Source organism: Lentibacillus salicampi (genome assembly GCF_004565465.1).
Lineage (GTDB): Bacteria > Bacillota > Bacilli > Bacillales > Amphibacillaceae > Lentibacillus > Lentibacillus salicampi.
Window position 1 is genome coordinate 68,762 of record NZ_SRHY01000001.1, and the last position, 17,130, is coordinate 85,891.

Sequence of the window (17,130 nt, forward strand, 5' to 3'; positions counted from 1 at the left end):
CTTCTGGTCTGAAGCAATGGGGAGCAATATCGTAAGTTACAGTTTAAAGCCTGTCCGGCTCTTAAACCGCTTCAGGATGACACTGCTCTCCACCCGTGTAATCCCCTGCACGGAATACAATTCACTGTTAATAAAATTCTCCAGCATCAAAAAATCTTCAACCAGTACGTGCATATGTAAGGTACTTGGTCCGGTCATCTGGTAGATACTGGCTACATTTGGATGATCGGCAAGATTCTGCGCGACTTCCTGAAACTGATAAGGCTCCACGTCCACCTCAAAAAAGGCTGAAACCGTCTTTCCGAATTTCTCCGAGTTAATGACCGCCGTGAACTTTTCGATAATGCCTTTTTCTTTCAGATTATTAATCCGATCCTTCACAGCTACCCGTGATATACCAACCTTTTCCGACAGTTCCACATATGAAGCCCGTCCATCTTCAACCAGTTCTTCCAGTAACTTTTTATCGATTGCATCTACCTTCATAGGCCACCTCCGGGCATAATCTTATGAATATTATAACATGTACCATAATATGTAACTAGTCAAACATAAAAAATATATAATTGTAAGCGTTTTTTATTTTTATTATTATTTTTGTTGAATAAATATATTGACAACTAACGAATTGTAAAATAAAATAATCTTTAATTTATAATAAAAAATAAGAAAATTGTAAAAGGGGGTGAGTAAATGGTTGGCTTGATAATTCGACGTTTTTTGCAGCTGATATTACTTTTGTTTGGTATTTCATTTCTGGTATTCATGAGTATGCATATTGCACCAGGGGATCCGGCGACTATTATAGGTGGTCCTAATGCTACAACCTCTGATTTGGAAGCAATTAGGGAGGAAATGGGACTTAACCGCCCAGTATTAGTCCAATATGTTGATTATCTTAGAGGAATCTTACAGGGGGACTTTGGCTATTCGTATCAGACAAACCAAGCGGTAACGGAGGCCATTATTACGAGGTTTCCGACCACAGTAAAACTAGCGATAACCAGTATGATTGTGGCAGTCATTATTGGTGTTTTAGCTGGGATTATTTCTGCCAGAAAACAAAATTCCTGGGCTGATGTAACGAGCACTACTTTTGCATTAGTAGGTGTTTCGATTCCTAACTTTTGGTTGGGCGCAATGCTTATTCTTATTTTCGCAGTGAATTTTCAAATTTTACCTGTAGGTGGTTTGAGCTCACCATTTTATACACTTGAGGGCATGAAAGAATTAATATTGCCCGCTATAACATTGGGGACAGCTTCAGCAGCCTTAATTGCGAGAATGACGAGGTCTTCTATGCTTGAGGTTATTCGTTCGGATTATATCCGGACTGCAAAAGCAAAAGGTGTTAGAAAACGGCCGTTAATATGGGTACATACGTTAAAAAATGCAATGATTCCAGTTGTAACAATTATTGGCATTAATTTTGGAACATTGCTCGGTGGAACGATTGTTACCGAACAGGTTTTTGCAATAAATGGTATTGGAAGGTTAATGCTTGATGCTATTGCAGCGCGTGATTTTCCGGTTGTACAAGGTACAGTGTTATTAGTAGCAGCGATATTTGTGGTTGTTAATTTAATTGTTGATATCATATACGCTTTAATTGATCCAAGGATTAGTTATGACTAGAAAGGAGGTATTATAGTGTCTACAGTAGCTGAGACAGAAAATAATAATGTAGAAAAGAAGAATAATAGCCGTCTTGCCGAGATAGCTAAAAGTCTCGTAAAAAATAAACTATCCGTTTTCGGGTTGGTTATTATTGCGTTGATCTTGCTAACAGCGATATTTACACCCTTGATTACGGACTATGGTCCATATGAGCAAAATCTGGAAAACACGAAATTAGGCATAGGTTCTGAAGGACATATGTTAGGTACAGATAATTATGGGCGAGATGTGTGGTCGAGAATCGCGCATGGGGCAGGAATATCTTTACTGGTAGGTTTAAGTTCGGTAGGGTTCGGATTAATCGGTGGCATTATACTAGGCCTACTTGCTGGATATTATCGTAAATTAGACGGGATTGTTATGAGAATAGTGGATTTGTTGTTTGCTTTTCCAGGTATTTTATTGGCGATGTTAGTTATTGCAATGTTAGGAACGAGCCTTGTAAATGTTGTTATTGCTATAAGTATCTGGTCGATTCCCGGGTGTGCGAGAATTGTTCGGGGGAGTGTGTTGTCCATTAAAAGGCAGGAATACATTCTTGCTATGAAAACAGTAGGAGCCAGTGATTGGAGAATACTATTCAAGCATATTCTCCCGAACTGTACGGCCCCATTGATTGTTTATGGGACGATGCGGATGGCTACTGCTATTTTGTCAACATCAGCTCTAAGTTATCTTGGTTTAGGCGCTCAGCCGCCAACGGCAGAATGGGGAGCAATGATAGCAGCCGGACAGGATTTCATGTGGGAAGCACCGCACTTAGCAGTTATTCCGGGGATAGCCATTATGTTAACGGTTTTTTCATTTAATGTTGTTGGTGATGGAGTGCGTGATGCGCTGGACCCCAATATGGATTTAAATAATTAAGATTAGGAGAGGTGTTTTTAAATGAAAAAACAGAAGTTTATTAGTTTAACATTGCTTATTTTTACAGGGATACTTTTAATGGCTGGTTGTAGCGATAAGGGTAGCGGGGAAGGGACCTCAGGTAGTCGTGAGGCACCGTCGGAGATTACATATGCGACGACCTCTGACGCAGCAGGACTCTCACCAATTGACACAAATGATTCGGTTTCTTCCAATGTAACTTATCAGGTATATGAAACCTTGTTCAGACAAAATCCTGAAACGCTTGAGGCTGAACCATTATTAGCCGAATCTTACGAGACCCCTAATGAAAACACATGGGAAATTAAATTAAAAGAAGATATTACTTTTCACGATGGCACACCGTTTAATGCCGAAGCAGTGAAGTATACTTTTGAACAGTTAAAGGACCCTGAAAGGGCTGCCCCGCGTGCGTCATTACTTGAACCGGTTGAATCAATTGAGGTTAAGGATGAGTATACAATCGTTTTGAAAACCGAAGAACCATATGGACCTATGCTGGCTTCTCTTAGTCATACGAATGCTGCAATTGTAAGTCCCAAAGCGGATAAAGAAGGAAATATAAATAAAAAGCCGGTCGGTACAGGGCCATTTGTATTTGAAGAGTGGGCTGAAGGAGACCATATTACATTGAAAAAAAATGAAGATTATTGGCGTGAAGCTCCGGAAATTGAAACAGTTACATTTAAAGTGGTCCCGGAAGTCTCTACTGCCATTTCAATGCTTGAGACCGGGGAAGTTCAATTTATTGATAAAATACCTTCAGACCATATAAGTCGTGTAGAATCAATTAATAATGTGGAAGTACAAAAAGCGGAAGGGACTCGAGTTTCCTATTTAGGATTCAACATGGAAAAAGAACCATTCAATGACTTGAAATTCAGACAGGCTGTTTCCTATGGGTTGAACCAGGAAGCATATGTATCCCAGCTTAATGGTCTTGGACTCCATAATGAAAGCATAATCGGCCCGAAAGTTTTTGGATATAATGAAGAGGCTAAATCAGCTGGTTATGAATATGACCCTGAAAAAGCGAAGCAAATAATTCAGGAAAATGGTTATGAAGGCCAAGAAGTAACACTCCTGGCAGCCAATCGTGATAATTACATGAAAATGGCTGAAATCGTTCAATCACAATTAACGGAGATCGGGATAAATGCTTCCATAGAGACAATGGAATGGGCCAGCTTTTTGGATACTGCCAGACAAGGTGATTATGAGATGACTTTTCTTGGATGGGCTAATAGCACAGCGGATGGCAGTGAACTACTGTATCCAAATTTACACTCTGACAACATTGGTTCATCAAACTATATGCGCTATGACAATAGTGAGTTTGATCAGTTAGTTGAAGAATCCAGAACCTCAGTAGATCAGGAACTTAGGAAAGAAAAATTGCACGAAGCTAATTTATTCGCCATAGAAGATGCTCCTATGATCGTTATGGATCACGGCATGGTGACTTTGGCCCATCACGAATCAGTCGACGGATTGGTTGTCGACCCAACCGGTATGTGGTCTCTATATCCTGTGAACAGAAAGTAGGTGTTGATATGTCAAGGTTACTTAATGTAGAGAACTTAGAAACTAACTTTCGAACAGCTGATGGCGAATTGCCGGCTGTTCGAGATATTTCGTTTTCTGTAGATAAAGGAGAAACACTATGCATCGTGGGAGAATCCGGTTCAGGCAAAAGTATTACTTCATTATCAATCATGGGCCTTCTACCACCGAACGGTTACATTAACGGTGGATCTATCTATTTAGAAAATGAAAACCTTACCGGAAAACAGGAAGAAGAGATGGAACAGTTAAGAGGTAATAAACTCTCCATGATTTTCCAGGAGCCAATGACTGCCTTGAATCCGGTGTTAACGATCGGTTACCAGTTAAGAGAGCCGCTGACCATTCATAAAAACATGTCTAAAAAAGAAGCCAACCAAGCGAGTATTGAACTTCTGGATAAGGTTGGGATACCAAATCCCAACGAAAAATTAACTCAATACCCTCATGAATTAAGTGGCGGGATGAGACAGCGGGTTATGATAGCCATGGCATTGGCATGTGAACCTTCTCTATTAGTTGCGGATGAACCGACCACAGCATTGGATGTAACTATTCAGGCTCAAATATTAGACTTGATCAATGAACTGAAATCCGAAATTGGTATGGGTGTCATTTTCGTCACGCACGATATGGGTGTTGTTGCTGAAATAGCTGATCGTGTTATGGTTATGTATGCTGGTGAAGTAGTGGAGATGGCGGATGTTGAAACCATATTTGAACAACCACAGCATCCATACACACAAGGACTCCTTGATTCGGTACCGGATGTAGATGATATGACTCAAGAATTGAAGGTTATTAAAGGCTCAATGCCGGGTCTCAATGATGAAATAGGGGGATGTCGATTTCATCCCCGCTGCCCGTTGGCGATGGAGGTCTGTAAGCAAAAAGAGCCTCCTGCTTTTGAAGTAACGTCTACTCACTATAGTAAATGCTGGCTTCAGGAGGTGAATCAAAGTGGAAAACCAAACGCAATTACTCAAAGTTAAAAACGTTAAAAAACATTTTCCTGTAAAAGGTGGTGTTTTTCAAAGGCCCAAGTCTTTTGTAAAAGCAGTTAATGGTGTCGACTTAACTGTATTTGAAGGTGAGACTTTAGGAATTGTAGGTGAGTCCGGTTGCGGGAAGTCCACACTCGGTAGGTTAGTTATAGGATTGGAAAAACTTACAGAAGGTATGATCGATTTTGGTGGAGAATCTATCGGTGGTTTGCCGGATCGGCAGTTGAAAAAATACAAAAAGAATTTACAAATGATTTTCCAGGATCCATTTGCATCCCTTAACCCTCGGCAGAAAATCGGTGATGCATTGGAAGAAGTTTTTATTATTCATTCGAAACTAAATAAATCTGAATGTAAGACGAAGGTTAAATCACTCCTAAAGGAAGTTGGACTGAAGGAGGAACATTATGATAGGTACCCTCATGAATTCAGCGGCGGACAACGACAAAGGGTAGGAATCGCACGAGCGCTTGCCCTCAATCCTTCTTTGATTGTGTGTGATGAAGCAGTTTCTGCACTTGATGTGTCTGTCCAGGCCCAGATTATAAAACTTCTAAAAAGTCTTCAGGCCAAATATAATTTGACATATCTATTTATTTCACATGACTTGGGTGTTGTAAGGCACATGAGCGATCGAGTTCTTGTCATGTATTTGGGGGCTCAGGTAGAACTGGGTCATTCAAATCAAATTTATAACAATCCACTCCATCCATATACAAGAGCATTGTTGTCTGCTATTCCGCGGCCGAACCCAAAACATAAGCGGGAAAGGATAAAACTCGAAGGGGATTTGCCAAGTGCCTCTGATTATCCCACAGGGTGTCCATTTCACACGCGGTGTCCAATAGCTCAAGACCATTGCGCGCAAGTTGTACCTGAGTGGAGAGAAATAGAAGAAAACCACTTCGTAGCATGTCACGAAGTTTAATTAAATGAAGGAAGGAAGATGGGGAATGAAAGGTCTAAATCATCTCAATTACCCGTATGCATCGCCAAGATTGTCTGCCTTTGCAAAGAATGGAATGGTCGCGACTTCTCAGCCACTTGCTTCTCAGGCAGGACTGGATATTTTACGAAAAGGCGGAAATGCCATTGATGCCGCTATTGCAACAGCTGCTTGCTTGACAGTCGTGGAGCCGACATCGAACGGGATCGGTGGCGATGCGTTTGCGCTTGTTTGGACGAAAGGTAAATTACATGGGCTGAATGGAAGTGGGCGTGCACCTGAATCCATTTCAATCGAAGCTGTCCAAAAAAGAGGATATGATGAACTCCCCAAATACGGTTGGATTCCAGTAACGGTGCCCGGGGCCCCGGCTGCCTGGGCCGATCTTTCCAGAGAGTTTGGTAAGCTGCCGTTTCGGGATGTTCTGCAGCCTGCAATCGATTACGCATGGGAAGGCTTTCCGGTCTCTCCGACATTGAGCCGATTTTGGAAAAAAGGTTTCAATACATTTAAGAAAAATATGACGGATGAGATGTTTTCCGACTGGTGTGAAACATTTGCACCAGATGGAACGGTCCCGAATCCTGGCGACATCTGGTCTTCACTAGGGCATGCCAAGACCCTGGAAAAGATAGCCGAGTCCAACGCCGAATCCTTTTATCGGGGCGAACTGGCAGATACGATTGCGTCGTTTTCCAGTCAAAACGGCGGATTTCTGTCAGCTGACGATTTAGCCGCGCACCAGTCCGAATGGGTCGATCCAATTAATGTCCATTATAGAGGCTATGATGTGTGGGAAATTCCGCCCAATGGCCAGGGGCTCGTGGCGTTGCAGGCGCTTAATATTTTAAAAGAGTTTGGTTTCCGAGAAAAAGAATCTGTGGATACATACCACAAACAAATCGAAGCAATTAAACTGGCATTTGCCGATGGGCAGGCGCATATCACCGATAGCTATCATATGCGGTATAGTGTAGAAGAATTGCTGAGTGAGGCGTATGCGAGAAGCAGAAAGCAGCTGATAGGTGAGACTGCCGGGCTGCCTGAAGCAGGTGAACCGTCTCAGGGTGGAACGGTTTATTTAGCTTCTGCCGACAATGAAGGGAATATGGTATCATTTATCCAGAGCAATTACATGGGATTTGGTTCCGGTCTGGTTGTTCCGGGGACGGGAATAGCCTTGCAGAATAGGGGGCATAATTTTTCCATGGACCCGAAACATGTTAATGCGTTGGAAGGCGGTAAAAGAAGTTACCACACCATCATCCCGGGGTTCATGACCCAAGGGAGGCAGCCAGTTGGGCCGTTCGGTGTTATGGGAGGCTTTATGCAGCCACAGGGCCATGTCCAGGTTGTCATGAATACCGTTGATTTCGGTTTAACACCACAGGCTGCATTGGATGCGCCAAGGTGGCAATGGTTGAAAGATCGAAACATAGAAGTGGAGAACCGCTTTCCGCATCATCTTGCTCAAGGGTTGGCGGAAAAAGAGCATGACGTGTCCGTTCAGCTGGAGCCAAACGGTTTTGGCAGGGGACAGATTATTTGGCGTGACCCGGATACCGGTGTCCTTGTCGGCGGTACGGAAACACGCACAGATGGCGGGGTTGCTTGTTGGTGAATAACGAAGGGGAAGTGAACGAAAAAAAGAATATCGGAAAAAACCAATTGAATCTGTTTCTTGCTTTTTTCCGAGTCGGCATTTTTGGATACGGCGGCGGTCCCGGGTCAATTCCGCTGATCCATAAAGAAGTTGTGGATAACTATCAGTGGCTGACTGATGAGGAATTCGGTGATGTTTTGGCGCTTGGAAATACGCTTCCAGGTCCGATTGCGACAAAACTGGCAGGCTATATTGGACACCGCGTATCCGGCATTACAGGGATGATCAATGCGATCATTGCTGTGATATTGCCAACGATTTTTTTAATGATTGTCCTTCTGATGTCACTATCATCTATCAGGGACTTTGACTGGGTAAACGGGATGACTGCCGCTGTCCTGCCTGTCGTCGGTGTCATGTTGGCTGTACTGACTTGGCAGTTTTTTAAAAAAGCGGGTAAAGGAATGGGCTGGATACAGGCGATTGTCATGAGTGCAGTGGTTTTGGTCTTATTGGAAGCAGTGGGGGTTCATCCTGGTATTGTCATAGCAGTTCTCATCGCTGCAGCGCTGCTAAAACCTGATAAAGACCGTGCAAAAGAAGGTGATAGGTCATGATGCTTTACTGGAATATTTTCGTCGCTTTTTTTATCCCCGGAATTCTGGGATATGGTGGCGGTCCCGCATCGATTCCACTGATTGAAAATGAGGTTGTCCAGCGTTTCGGATGGATGTCCGTCCAGGAATTCAGTGAAGTGCTGGCGCTTAGCAACGCGCTCCCTGGGCCGCTTGCTACTAAAATGGCCGGGTATATCGGATTTGAGGTTGGCGGAATCCCGGGCGCCATCGTGGCTGTATTTGCAACGGTTGCGCCATCGTTGATACTAATGATTTTGTTGCTCGGACTTTTGTATAAATACAAAAACTCGCCAAAAGTAAAAAGGCTTACGTTATATGTGCGTCCGGTCATTGCCATTTTGCTGGGCATGATGGCATGGCGTTTTTTCGTTGATTCGTATGACGGGATCGGTATCTGGCAGACGGCTTTTCTTATCGTGGCCGGTTACCTGCTGCTGGAGCGGGTCAAAGTACACCCAGCCTTTGTGATTGCGGGAACGCTGGTGTACGGCGGGTTTGTACTGTAATCCATTCACGGTCGATGAAAGTACCATATATGGATGTGGATGGTTCTCACACGAGTTTAAGGGAATCCTGCACGCGTTCGGGGATCATCCATAAGACGATTTGGTCGGGTTTAATTGCTATATTTCCATTCTTGTTTATTGTGTCACGGACGCATTCCTTTTATAGGGAGTGCGTTCTTTTTAATTTTCGTGGCTTTCAGCAACAAAATCATATAAACGTATTGCTTTGTTCTGTTTTATCTTGTATACTGTGTATATCATATAGACACAGAAGAGGATATTTGTGAAAGGATACGGAACGATTTATTTAGCAAGGGGGTGTTCTGATGTGCTGATACATATTTCGCAAACGAGTTCGACACCGATGTATGAACAAGTATTATCGGAAATACAGCGGCTGATTGTCATGGGACATATGAAGCCGGATGAAATGCTGCCTTCGATCCGCGAATTATCAAAAGAGCTGATGACGAGCGGGATTACGATTCGGAGAGCATACCAGGAGCTGGAACGATCCGGGTTTATTTACACACGAAAAGGAAAGGGCAGTTTTGTATCAACATTAAGTGAGGAAAAACTGGCCAAGTGGAAGCTGGATCAAGTGCGGGTACCCCTTTTGGAATCGGTTGTGCAGGCGAAAAAGTTAAACCTGGAGGAAGAACAGTTCCAGGATCTGATTAAACACATATGGCAGGAAACGGATGAACACTGACAGGAGGGAAAAAACGATGAACAATCATGATGAGCGGACTTTATTGGAAGTGAATGGTCTCACTAAATCGTATTTAGATTTTCAATTACGGGACGTTAATATTCAAGTGCCGGCTGGAACGATTATGGGGTTTCTCGGTCGGAATGGTGCGGGGAAGAGTACGATGATGAAAGCCATTATGGATCTAATCAAGCGGGATGAAGGTGACATTCGAGTCCTGGGCATGTCCATGCCAGAAGAGGAGGTGGCTGTGAAAGAACAGGTGGGCTATGTCGGGGATACGCCGCTTTTGAACAATGCATGGACAATGGAACGGACACTAAGTTTTGCCCGTCATTTTTATCCGAACTGGGATCAGGAAGCTGTCGACCGGAATTTAGAGCGATTTCAGGTTCCATTTGATAAAAAAATAAGTGAGCTGTCCAAAGGGATGAAGGTCAAGGCGTCGCTTATACTGGCAATGGCCCACCAGCCGAAATTGCTGCTGCTTGACGAACCGACATCCGGACTGGACCCTGTTGTGCGAACAGAAGTTTTGGAACTTTTACTGGATTTTGTTCAGGATGAAAGCCGGGGTGTTCTGTTTTCATCTCATATAACGTCCGATGTGGAAAAAATCGCGGACTGGGTGACGGTCATTAATGATGGTGAAATTCTTTTTAGCGAAGATAAGGAGTCCCTTTTGGATCGGTACCGGCGGATTGTGATTCCCGGAAACGGTGGTGGAAAAGCGGTGGAAACCCCATTGCTTTTTAATTGTCAGTCAACTATGGGTGGTTATGTTGGCTATACGGATCGTTTTGACAGGTTTCAAAAAGTTGCCTCAGGAAAGTGGCGTTCGGAACGCTTGACATTGGAGGAATTGTTCGTGCTGCTGACGGGACGGAAGGGGGAGTAAACAGTGAACATGTTAATGCAACGGGAAATGGAAGGGGACGTTGCTTCTGGTTTTGGGGATAAAGCTGTAAGCTATATGCTGTTTGGAATCATATCGATTTTATTAACGTGGGTTCTTGGTCCAAAGGTTACAGGTGTATTCGATATAAATAGCATGAATCAACTTGTATCCATTATGTGTCTGCTGATCACGGTCAGTAGTATGAGTAGTAAGTTAGAGGAGGATCACGCCAATCGGCAACTATCCTTTTTACAAACATTGCCCGTAAGTAAACGTCAAATCGTCCATGTCAAGTTTCAGCATTTACTTTTGAACGGGTGTCTTATGTTTGTTTGGCTGTCTGTTGTCACGTCTGTGAATTTGTTTATAAGCAAAAGTTGGACCCTGGAATCGTGGATACAAGTATGGGGGTTTACTGTTTATAGAAACAATGGTCCTGCTTCGCTTTTTTTGGAGAGGTTATCAGGGCCTTAAGGGGGTCTTTTATTTATCCGCAGCAGTTTGGGCGATTCCCTTGGGTCTGACGGCACAGACTGTTCTATCAAGCGGTCTGGTTTGGGGGATGGCTTTCGTAATAGCTGTTATTCTATATCTTTTTAGCTGGTGGCTCGCAGTACGAAAAATTAACGCAAAAGGATTTCCTGAAGAAAACAGCGATAATTCCTCTACAGAAGAGATTTCTTAATTCCGGAAGAAAGGGGGTTTGCCCAATGTGGCCATTAATTCGACGTGAACTTGATGGCATGGTGACCATCAGTTTAAAGAAAAGCTTTCAGACATATACCGTATTTGGCCTCGTATTGGTGCTGCTCATGTGGCTGTTTGGGCCAAGCGCAATAGATTACTTGGAGAAGGACCTTATCAGTCTGCTTATATTTTTAATAGGTATGTTATCGGCTGGAATGAACATGTTATCTGTGATGGAAGATGACGCCGCTAGTAAGCAACTTGCATTTTTGCAAACATTACCGGTTCGGGAATCAGATATTGTTCATGCAAAATTTCTGAGTACGCTTTTGCTGGGCGGTTTTATCTTTGTTTGGGTGTCTGTACTTGTTTCAGCAAATTTAGTTATAAATGACGTTTGGACAATTGAATCGTGGATGGTTGTATTTCTTTTCCTGGCTGTTCTTGTGTTATTGATGGCTGGGAATCTGCTTTGGTATTTTTGTCGGGGTGGTTTGCATAATGGATGGATGAATTACCTTCTGTTAGTCGCTGGAGCATTGGTTTTACTATATTTAGGTTTCTATAGACCATCTGGAATATCGCAACCTTTTTTATATGGAATGTCACTCGGCTTTTCTGTTCTTGCTTACCTTATCTGCTGGTGGGCAGCAACTACAAGGGTGAACAAAAAAGGATTTCCAAAAGAAGTGGACGATCCGGAACGGGAAAAAATGAAAGAACATGCTGAGGAATTGAAAAGACGTTACGCTGAGCGCCAGTCTGAAAAGAACCATGGAAAATAGATTGCAAAATGGGGATTAAAAAAGGCAGTTGTTTTTTTGATAATAGTTTGAAGGAGGCCTAATCGATGGGGGCATTAATCAAACGGGAACTTAGAGCACTAAAGCTAGGAAATGATAACAATCCCGCACTTTATGGATTTTTTGTGATCGGAATTCCTGTTATTATGTGGCTGCTCGGTCCTGAGTTTACAGGTTTTTATGATGCTGAAGGTTTTAAAACATCTATGTCGGTTGTTGGGATGGTTCTCGTTATGCAAATAGTGTCTTATAGTCTGGAGCGAGAGGAAGCAAACCGACAGATGACTTTTTTGCAAACTTTGCCTGTAAAAAAAAGCCAAATTGTGAGTGCCAAGTTTATCAGCGTCCTGTCATTGAGTGGCATAACGATAGTCTGGATTAATCTTGTCATCATACTAACCATGTTCATAAGTGAGCACAGGATGGAAGAATCCGGATTACTTTTGAGTTTTTTCTCTTCGCTGATTATATTTATAGAAGCTTCAACTTTACTGACATATTTTTTCAAAGGTTCACGGGGGAATTTTATAATAGGAATCATTTCCATTTTTATTTGGGGTGGTTTTCATGGTCTTTCAGGGCTCTTTTTGAAAAGTATGGGAATGGAGCCAGGCATTGAAGTTTTCGCAGTATATATGAGTTTATCATTGGCGATCTATTTGATTTGCTGGGGTCTATCAGTACGAAGGGTAACAAAAAAAGGTTTTCCTTTAAACAAAGAGCATAAAACAGATCAGATGAAGCGATCGGGAGGGGGAGCAAAATGAGGTCAGATGTTATTATTAGTTTCATTAAAGAAGAATGGTACGGTCAGCGTCGCATGCTGTTTTGGTATTTCGTTGTATCCCTCGCCCTTGTGTTATTGATGATCTTTCTCAGTCAGCTGGATTGGGTGCTGAACCAGGTGAAGCAGCATTCGGGGCTTGATTTCGGAGAGTTTTCGATGACTGTTTTGGCTCTTATATTTATGCCATATGCGGTAGGGTGGATGATCCTGGTGAACAGGACTGATCGGGAAAATCGAGCTGGGTTTTATGAGTATTTACATATCATGCCTATCACTGTAAAAGAAATTGTCACCGCCAAATATATAGCCGCTCTTTTGATGAACGTGCTGATGGCCGGCTGGCTGTGTGGATTATGGTGGGTTTATGATCTGGTATTTCCGCGCGCTGCATCCGTGACAGCATGGACAGCGCTATGTATGGTCGTTTTTCTTTTTGCATTCAGTGTGCTGGCCCTTCAGCTGGGGTGTTTCTTTCGCTGGGGCAGCAGCAGTTTGGTCTTTTTCTTTATGTTTGTGCTGATTGTGATAGGCCAATTTGAATTCACCGACAAAATAGCTGATCAGACAATTAATTGGATGGATCGGTTTCCATTTCTGTTATGGGGAATTGCTGTGTTCCTAACGACTTCCATTTGGATCATTTGCTGGCGCTGGTCAGTGGCGGCTTACCGGAAATATTAAGATATCTCCTCTTGCGGTTTTCGACATGTTTACCGTCAAGAGGTATTTTTACTTTTGCAGTTGACAACATTCATTAACATTTTTATAATATGAACACATGCTAATATAAGCACATAATATAAAACGGACTGCGAACTTACGTATAAAGAATTTAAAATGGCGAGGGAGGGGATTGTAATGGGTGAATACAGTGACAATACGGGAATTGGCGAAAACGAAGACCTGGATGAAGAGACACTGTTTGTTGTATCACAGACATTCAAGGCATTAGGGGATCCTACCAGAATTCGAATTCTCCATTTGCTTTTCCAGCACGAATATTCGGTTAATCAGATTGCTGAGAACCTGCATCTCAGACAATCAACCGTATCACATCAATTACGGTTCCTGAAAAATTTGCGTTTAGTGAAAAATCGCAGGGAAGGGACGACATTATTTTATTCGCATGATGACGAACATGTTATCAATCTGCTGAAACAAACAATCGATCACGCTTTTCACAGTTAACAAATTCGTTTCATAGTTAAAGTTGTTGATGGGAGGCATGCAAATGGGACACGATCACGGCCATGATCATACACATGGCGCTAACAAAAAGGTATTAGCAATCAGCTTTATCATTATTACGACCTATATGATCATCGAAGTCGTCGGTGGTTTTTTAACCAACAGTCTGGCGTTATTATCGGATGCAGGACACATGTTAAGTGACTCAATTTCCCTTGGGGTTGGCTTGCTCGCTTTCATATTCAGTGAAAAAGTAGCCAACTACAGTAATACGTATGGATATAAGCGATTTGAGATATTAGCGGCGGTCTTTAATGGAATTCTGCTTATATTGATCTCACTTTATATCTTTTATGAGGCATTCCAGCGTTTTATGGAACCGTCTGAGGTGGCATCGGGCGGCATGCTGACGATTGCGATTATCGGCTTGATGGTCAATATCGCTGTCGCATGGATTTTAATGCAGGGCGGTGATACGGAAGAAAATTTGAATCTGAGAGCAGCTTTTCTGCATGTACTGGGTGACTTACTCGGCTCGGTTGGTGCCATTACGGCCGCTTTACTGATTATGTTTTTCAATTGGGGCTGGGCTGACCCGCTGGCAAGCGTTATTGTTGCGGTGCTTGTGTTGATAAGCGGGTGGCGTGTTACCAAAGATGCTCTTCATGTGCTAATGGAAGGTACCCCCAAAAATGTCGATTTGGATGATATTGTTTATACAATTGAAAATCTGCCGGAAATTGTTAATATCCATGATTTACATGTGTGGTGTATTACGAGCGGGCAAAATGCGCTTTCCTGCCATGCAGTAGTCAACGGAGATTTATCGGTCCATGAAAGTGAGCAGCTACTGCAGACTATTGAACATGAACTAGAACATAAAGGCATTGGCCATGTGACCATTCAGATGGAAAGTGAAAAACACCCGCATGATGAAAGACTTTTATGCAATCATGAATTTGAACCACAAGGCGAGCAATAAAATCGAAAAACGTGCACGGAAGTTAAAATGGGCATCCATGCACGTTTTTATTCCGTCAGGGGGGGAGTCGCCAACTGTTGTTGGTTCATTCACGATGGGAGACACAGACTTTTTCGGTTATATGGCGTTGAAGTCATATTCCTGTAATGTGCCAACAATTCGTTTTCCCGAAATTTTTTCTTCATCAAATTCGATCCTTACTTCGCCATCGTCAGTATCCGCTAAGACGCGTTCAATTCCATCCATCTGCATCAAAAATTGCTCAATTTGCTGCAGTCCGGAACCTGTCTTGTCGGTGAAAATGGTTACTTCAGCCATCGTCATCACTCCTTTCAGATTACTTTATTGTTCATTCATTAAAATCGTTAATCCTGAATAATTGCAAGGGGAAGGAAAGGTGTCCAATCCAGAGCGATCCCGTTAATTTTTTCTGGAATTAGTCTTCCTTAATGGATGAAAATTATGTTCCTCGGGTTTAAGATATACGGGCCGTTGCCTTAACCATGTTCATCGTTCCGGAAATGACAAAAGGCTTACGGTAGTGTTCCATAAGCCTTTCGTCATCGTATTCAGTTGGAAAAAAGGACTGACGGGGTAACTTAGCAGTAACCGCCGCCGAAGCCTCCACCGAAGCCGCCACCAGCGTAGGCAGTACCAACGATGATTAGAAGAATAAACAGCACGACAATCAGGGCGAATCCGCCGCCCCCTCCATATTCTGCACTCATGAAAAAGCACCTCCTTAGCGTGGATAGTGTTATACTATGCATGTGTGAACAGATGGTGTGGACAGCAATCCAACACCATTTGAATATCCTCAAATGTACACCGTTCAGGGGATTGTCGATAAGGAAGTGCGTAAGGCATCAGCTTCTCTGCCCGTAGTCAAAGACAGTCTGAGGCACTGAATGGATATCCGATTCATAAAATACCTAAGTAGGCGAATAAAGGCGGAATAGAATTGGAAAATAATCGGTATCTTGAGGCTTTAGCATTAATGGGCGTCGGGGGCGCGCATCCCGGTGGTTTGCATTTAACGAAAAGTAGACTGGCAGCAGAAAACATAGATTCTCGGATGGCTATTCTTGAAGCGGGTTGTGGCACGGGGCAGACAGCGGCTTATATTGCCGAACAATTCCAGTGCCATGTGACAGCCTTGGATGCCAGTGAAACGATGCTGGAAAAGGCGCGGGAACGATTTTTAGCCAAAAATCTCCCTATTGAACTCAGACAGGGGAACATTGAAAACCTGCCATATCCACATGACCACTTTGACATGGTTGTAGCTGAATCGGTCATCGTTTTCACTGACATTGCCCGATCAATTGCGGAGTTTAAAAGGGTTCTGAAACCGGATGGTGTCCTTTATGCTGTTGAAATGGTACTCGAAAACAAGCTGCCAGAGCACGAAATGAAACCAATCCTGGATTTTTATGGTGTTACTCGATTATTAACTGAAACTGAATGGCGTAACCTGTTTTACCATGTCGGCTTCCAGGATGTACGTGCAGAGGTATTCACGATACCATCAGGGAAAACAGGTTTAGACAACACACCAGACTTTTTATTATCGGAAAACGTGGATAGTGGATGGTTTGACGTCATTCAAGAACATGAAGAGCTGACAACGCTATATGAGGAGCGACTCGATTTTCGCATATTCAGATGTTCGCTTGATAACTAAAATCAGTTGAAGCCGGTAACCCAACGTTAAGGTTACCGGCTTCTTAGCGGATGAAGAGGGTTCTGTTCAGAGGCTGCCTATTGATACGCGGGCCTCATCTATTCGTCAATCTCCAGATACTTTCTGTCGGAATCTTTTTTTGGGGCCGTAACTTTCAGCAGCCCATCATGAAAGGACGCTTTTGTTTCTTTTTCCGGAATTGGAAACGGTAGTGTAATGGTTCGCTCCATTCGCTGGAATGATTGGCTTTTGTTGTGACTGTTTGGTTCTTCATGAGTGGAACCGCCCTGTGCAGCAATCCGCAATTGATTTCCAATCATCTCCAGTTCGATTTCATCCCATTTAAAGCCTGGCAGTTCCGCTGTGACGATGACTTCAGAATCGCGCTCATTGACATCAACCCAAAATGGCCGGAAGTTAAAAACAGGATTCATCTGTTTGAACGACTGATTAAAGAATGTGTCCATCTCATTCATCAGATCCCTGAATGGTGACATATCAATATCAAACCGGCCAGGCCGGTTACGCTTGTTTGAATCCACCTTACTCACCCCTTTATGAAAA

20 protein-coding genes and 1 pseudogene are annotated in these 17,130 nt (G+C 43.1%); 17 read left to right on the plus strand and 4 right to left on the minus strand.

Annotated elements, in window-relative coordinates; genetic code table 11:
* Positions 1–36 precede the first annotated feature (36 nt).
* Positions 37–486 (minus strand): Lrp/AsnC family transcriptional regulator, encoded by a 450-nt coding sequence (locus E4U82_RS00330; protein ID WP_135108044.1) that lies wholly within the window; start codon positions 484–486, stop codon positions 37–39.
* A 207-nt stretch (positions 487–693) separates the two neighbouring features.
* Here E4U82_RS00330 and nikB point away from each other — a divergent pair, with 207 nt between their 5' ends.
* From nikB to E4U82_RS00410, 16 genes are all read left to right on the plus strand, one after another.
* Entirely contained in the window at positions 694–1,635 is a 942-nt protein-coding gene (gene nikB / locus E4U82_RS00335) for a nickel ABC transporter permease (RefSeq protein ID WP_135108045.1), read from the plus strand.
* 15 nt (positions 1,636–1,650) lie between these two features.
* Positions 1,651–2,544 (plus strand): ABC transporter permease, encoded by an 894-nt coding sequence (locus tag E4U82_RS00340; protein WP_245183478.1) that lies wholly within the window; start codon positions 1,651–1,653, stop codon positions 2,542–2,544.
* A gap of 21 nt (positions 2,545–2,565) precedes the next feature.
* Positions 2,566–4,110 carry a glutathione ABC transporter substrate-binding protein gene (locus tag E4U82_RS00345; RefSeq protein WP_135108047.1) on the plus strand — a complete coding sequence of 515 codons (1,545 nt, stop codon included), beginning with the start codon at positions 2,566–2,568 and terminating at the stop codon, positions 4,108–4,110.
* 8 nt (positions 4,111–4,118) lie between these two features.
* Positions 4,119–5,120 (plus strand): ABC transporter ATP-binding protein, encoded by a 1,002-nt coding sequence (locus tag E4U82_RS00350; RefSeq protein ID WP_135108048.1) that lies wholly within the window; start codon positions 4,119–4,121, stop codon positions 5,118–5,120.
* The gene (locus tag E4U82_RS00355) at positions 5,083–6,060 is read left to right on the plus strand and encodes an ABC transporter ATP-binding protein (protein WP_135108049.1); all 978 of its coding nucleotides are present in this window, start codon (positions 5,083–5,085) and stop codon (positions 6,058–6,060) included. Before E4U82_RS00350 ends, E4U82_RS00355 begins: the two co-directional genes overlap by 38 nt.
* A 25-nt stretch (positions 6,061–6,085) precedes the next feature.
* Complete coding sequence (locus tag E4U82_RS00360; protein WP_135108050.1) at positions 6,086–7,699, plus strand: gamma-glutamyltransferase family protein; 1,614 nt, start codon at positions 6,086–6,088, stop codon at positions 7,697–7,699.
* Positions 7,690–8,298 carry a chromate transporter gene (locus E4U82_RS00365; protein WP_135108051.1) on the plus strand — a complete coding sequence of 203 codons (609 nt, stop codon included), beginning with the start codon at positions 7,690–7,692 and terminating at the stop codon, positions 8,296–8,298. The genes E4U82_RS00360 and E4U82_RS00365 overlap by 10 nt, the downstream gene beginning before the upstream one ends.
* A complete protein-coding gene (locus tag E4U82_RS00370; protein ID WP_135108419.1) occupies positions 8,298–8,825 on the plus strand; it encodes a chromate transporter in 528 nt (175 codons plus the stop codon). The genes E4U82_RS00365 and E4U82_RS00370 overlap by 1 nt, the downstream gene beginning before the upstream one ends.
* Positions 8,826–9,153: 328 nt before the next feature.
* A complete protein-coding gene (locus tag E4U82_RS00375) occupies positions 9,154–9,537 on the plus strand; it encodes a GntR family transcriptional regulator (RefSeq protein ID WP_135108052.1) in 384 nt (127 codons plus the stop codon).
* A gap of 16 nt (positions 9,538–9,553) precedes the next feature.
* Positions 9,554–10,435, plus strand: coding sequence for an ABC transporter ATP-binding protein (locus E4U82_RS00380; RefSeq protein WP_167751281.1), 882 nt, complete (start codon positions 9,554–9,556; stop codon positions 10,433–10,435).
* 9 nt (positions 10,436–10,444) lie between these two features.
* Positions 10,445–10,909: an ABC-2 transporter permease gene (locus E4U82_RS00385; protein ID WP_245183489.1), complete on the plus strand. Its 465-nt coding sequence runs from the start codon at positions 10,445–10,447 to the stop codon at positions 10,907–10,909.
* Between the two features lie 236 nt (positions 10,910–11,145).
* Positions 11,146–11,907, plus strand: a complete 762-nt coding sequence (locus tag E4U82_RS00390) for an ABC-2 transporter permease (protein ID WP_135108055.1) — start codon at positions 11,146–11,148, stop codon at positions 11,905–11,907.
* A 65-nt stretch (positions 11,908–11,972) separates the two neighbouring features.
* Positions 11,973–12,692 (plus strand): ABC-2 transporter permease, encoded by a 720-nt coding sequence (locus E4U82_RS00395; RefSeq protein WP_135108056.1) that lies wholly within the window; start codon positions 11,973–11,975, stop codon positions 12,690–12,692.
* Positions 12,689–13,393, plus strand: coding sequence for an ABC-2 transporter permease (locus tag E4U82_RS00400; protein ID WP_135108057.1), 705 nt, complete (start codon positions 12,689–12,691; stop codon positions 13,391–13,393). The genes E4U82_RS00395 and E4U82_RS00400 overlap by 4 nt, the downstream gene beginning before the upstream one ends.
* 177 nt (positions 13,394–13,570) lie before the next feature.
* A complete protein-coding gene (locus E4U82_RS00405; protein ID WP_135108058.1) occupies positions 13,571–13,900 on the plus strand; it encodes an ArsR/SmtB family transcription factor in 330 nt (109 codons plus the stop codon).
* A gap of 43 nt (positions 13,901–13,943) precedes the next feature.
* Positions 13,944–14,882: a cation diffusion facilitator family transporter gene (locus E4U82_RS00410; protein WP_135108059.1), complete on the plus strand. Its 939-nt coding sequence runs from the start codon at positions 13,944–13,946 to the stop codon at positions 14,880–14,882.
* 117 nt (positions 14,883–14,999) lie between these two features.
* Here E4U82_RS00410 and E4U82_RS00415 read toward each other — a convergent pair whose 3' ends face one another.
* Positions 15,000–15,200 (minus strand): hypothetical protein, encoded by a 201-nt coding sequence (locus E4U82_RS00415; RefSeq protein ID WP_135108060.1) that lies wholly within the window; start codon positions 15,198–15,200, stop codon positions 15,000–15,002.
* 317 nt (positions 15,201–15,517) lie between these two features.
* Positions 15,518–15,610 (minus strand): annotated as a pseudogene (locus E4U82_RS00420) (YjcZ family sporulation protein); the annotation flags it as partial.
* Between the two features lie 233 nt (positions 15,611–15,843).
* Between E4U82_RS00420 and E4U82_RS00425 the strand changes: the two are divergent.
* A complete protein-coding gene (locus tag E4U82_RS00425; protein ID WP_135108062.1) occupies positions 15,844–16,566 on the plus strand; it encodes a class I SAM-dependent methyltransferase in 723 nt (240 codons plus the stop codon).
* Between the two features lie 98 nt (positions 16,567–16,664).
* Here the strand turns inward: E4U82_RS00425 and E4U82_RS00430 are convergent, their stop codons facing one another.
* Positions 16,665–17,108: an Hsp20/alpha crystallin family protein gene (locus E4U82_RS00430; RefSeq protein WP_135108063.1), complete on the minus strand. Its 444-nt coding sequence runs from the start codon at positions 17,106–17,108 to the stop codon at positions 16,665–16,667.
* Between the last annotated feature and the right edge of the window lie 22 nt (positions 17,109–17,130).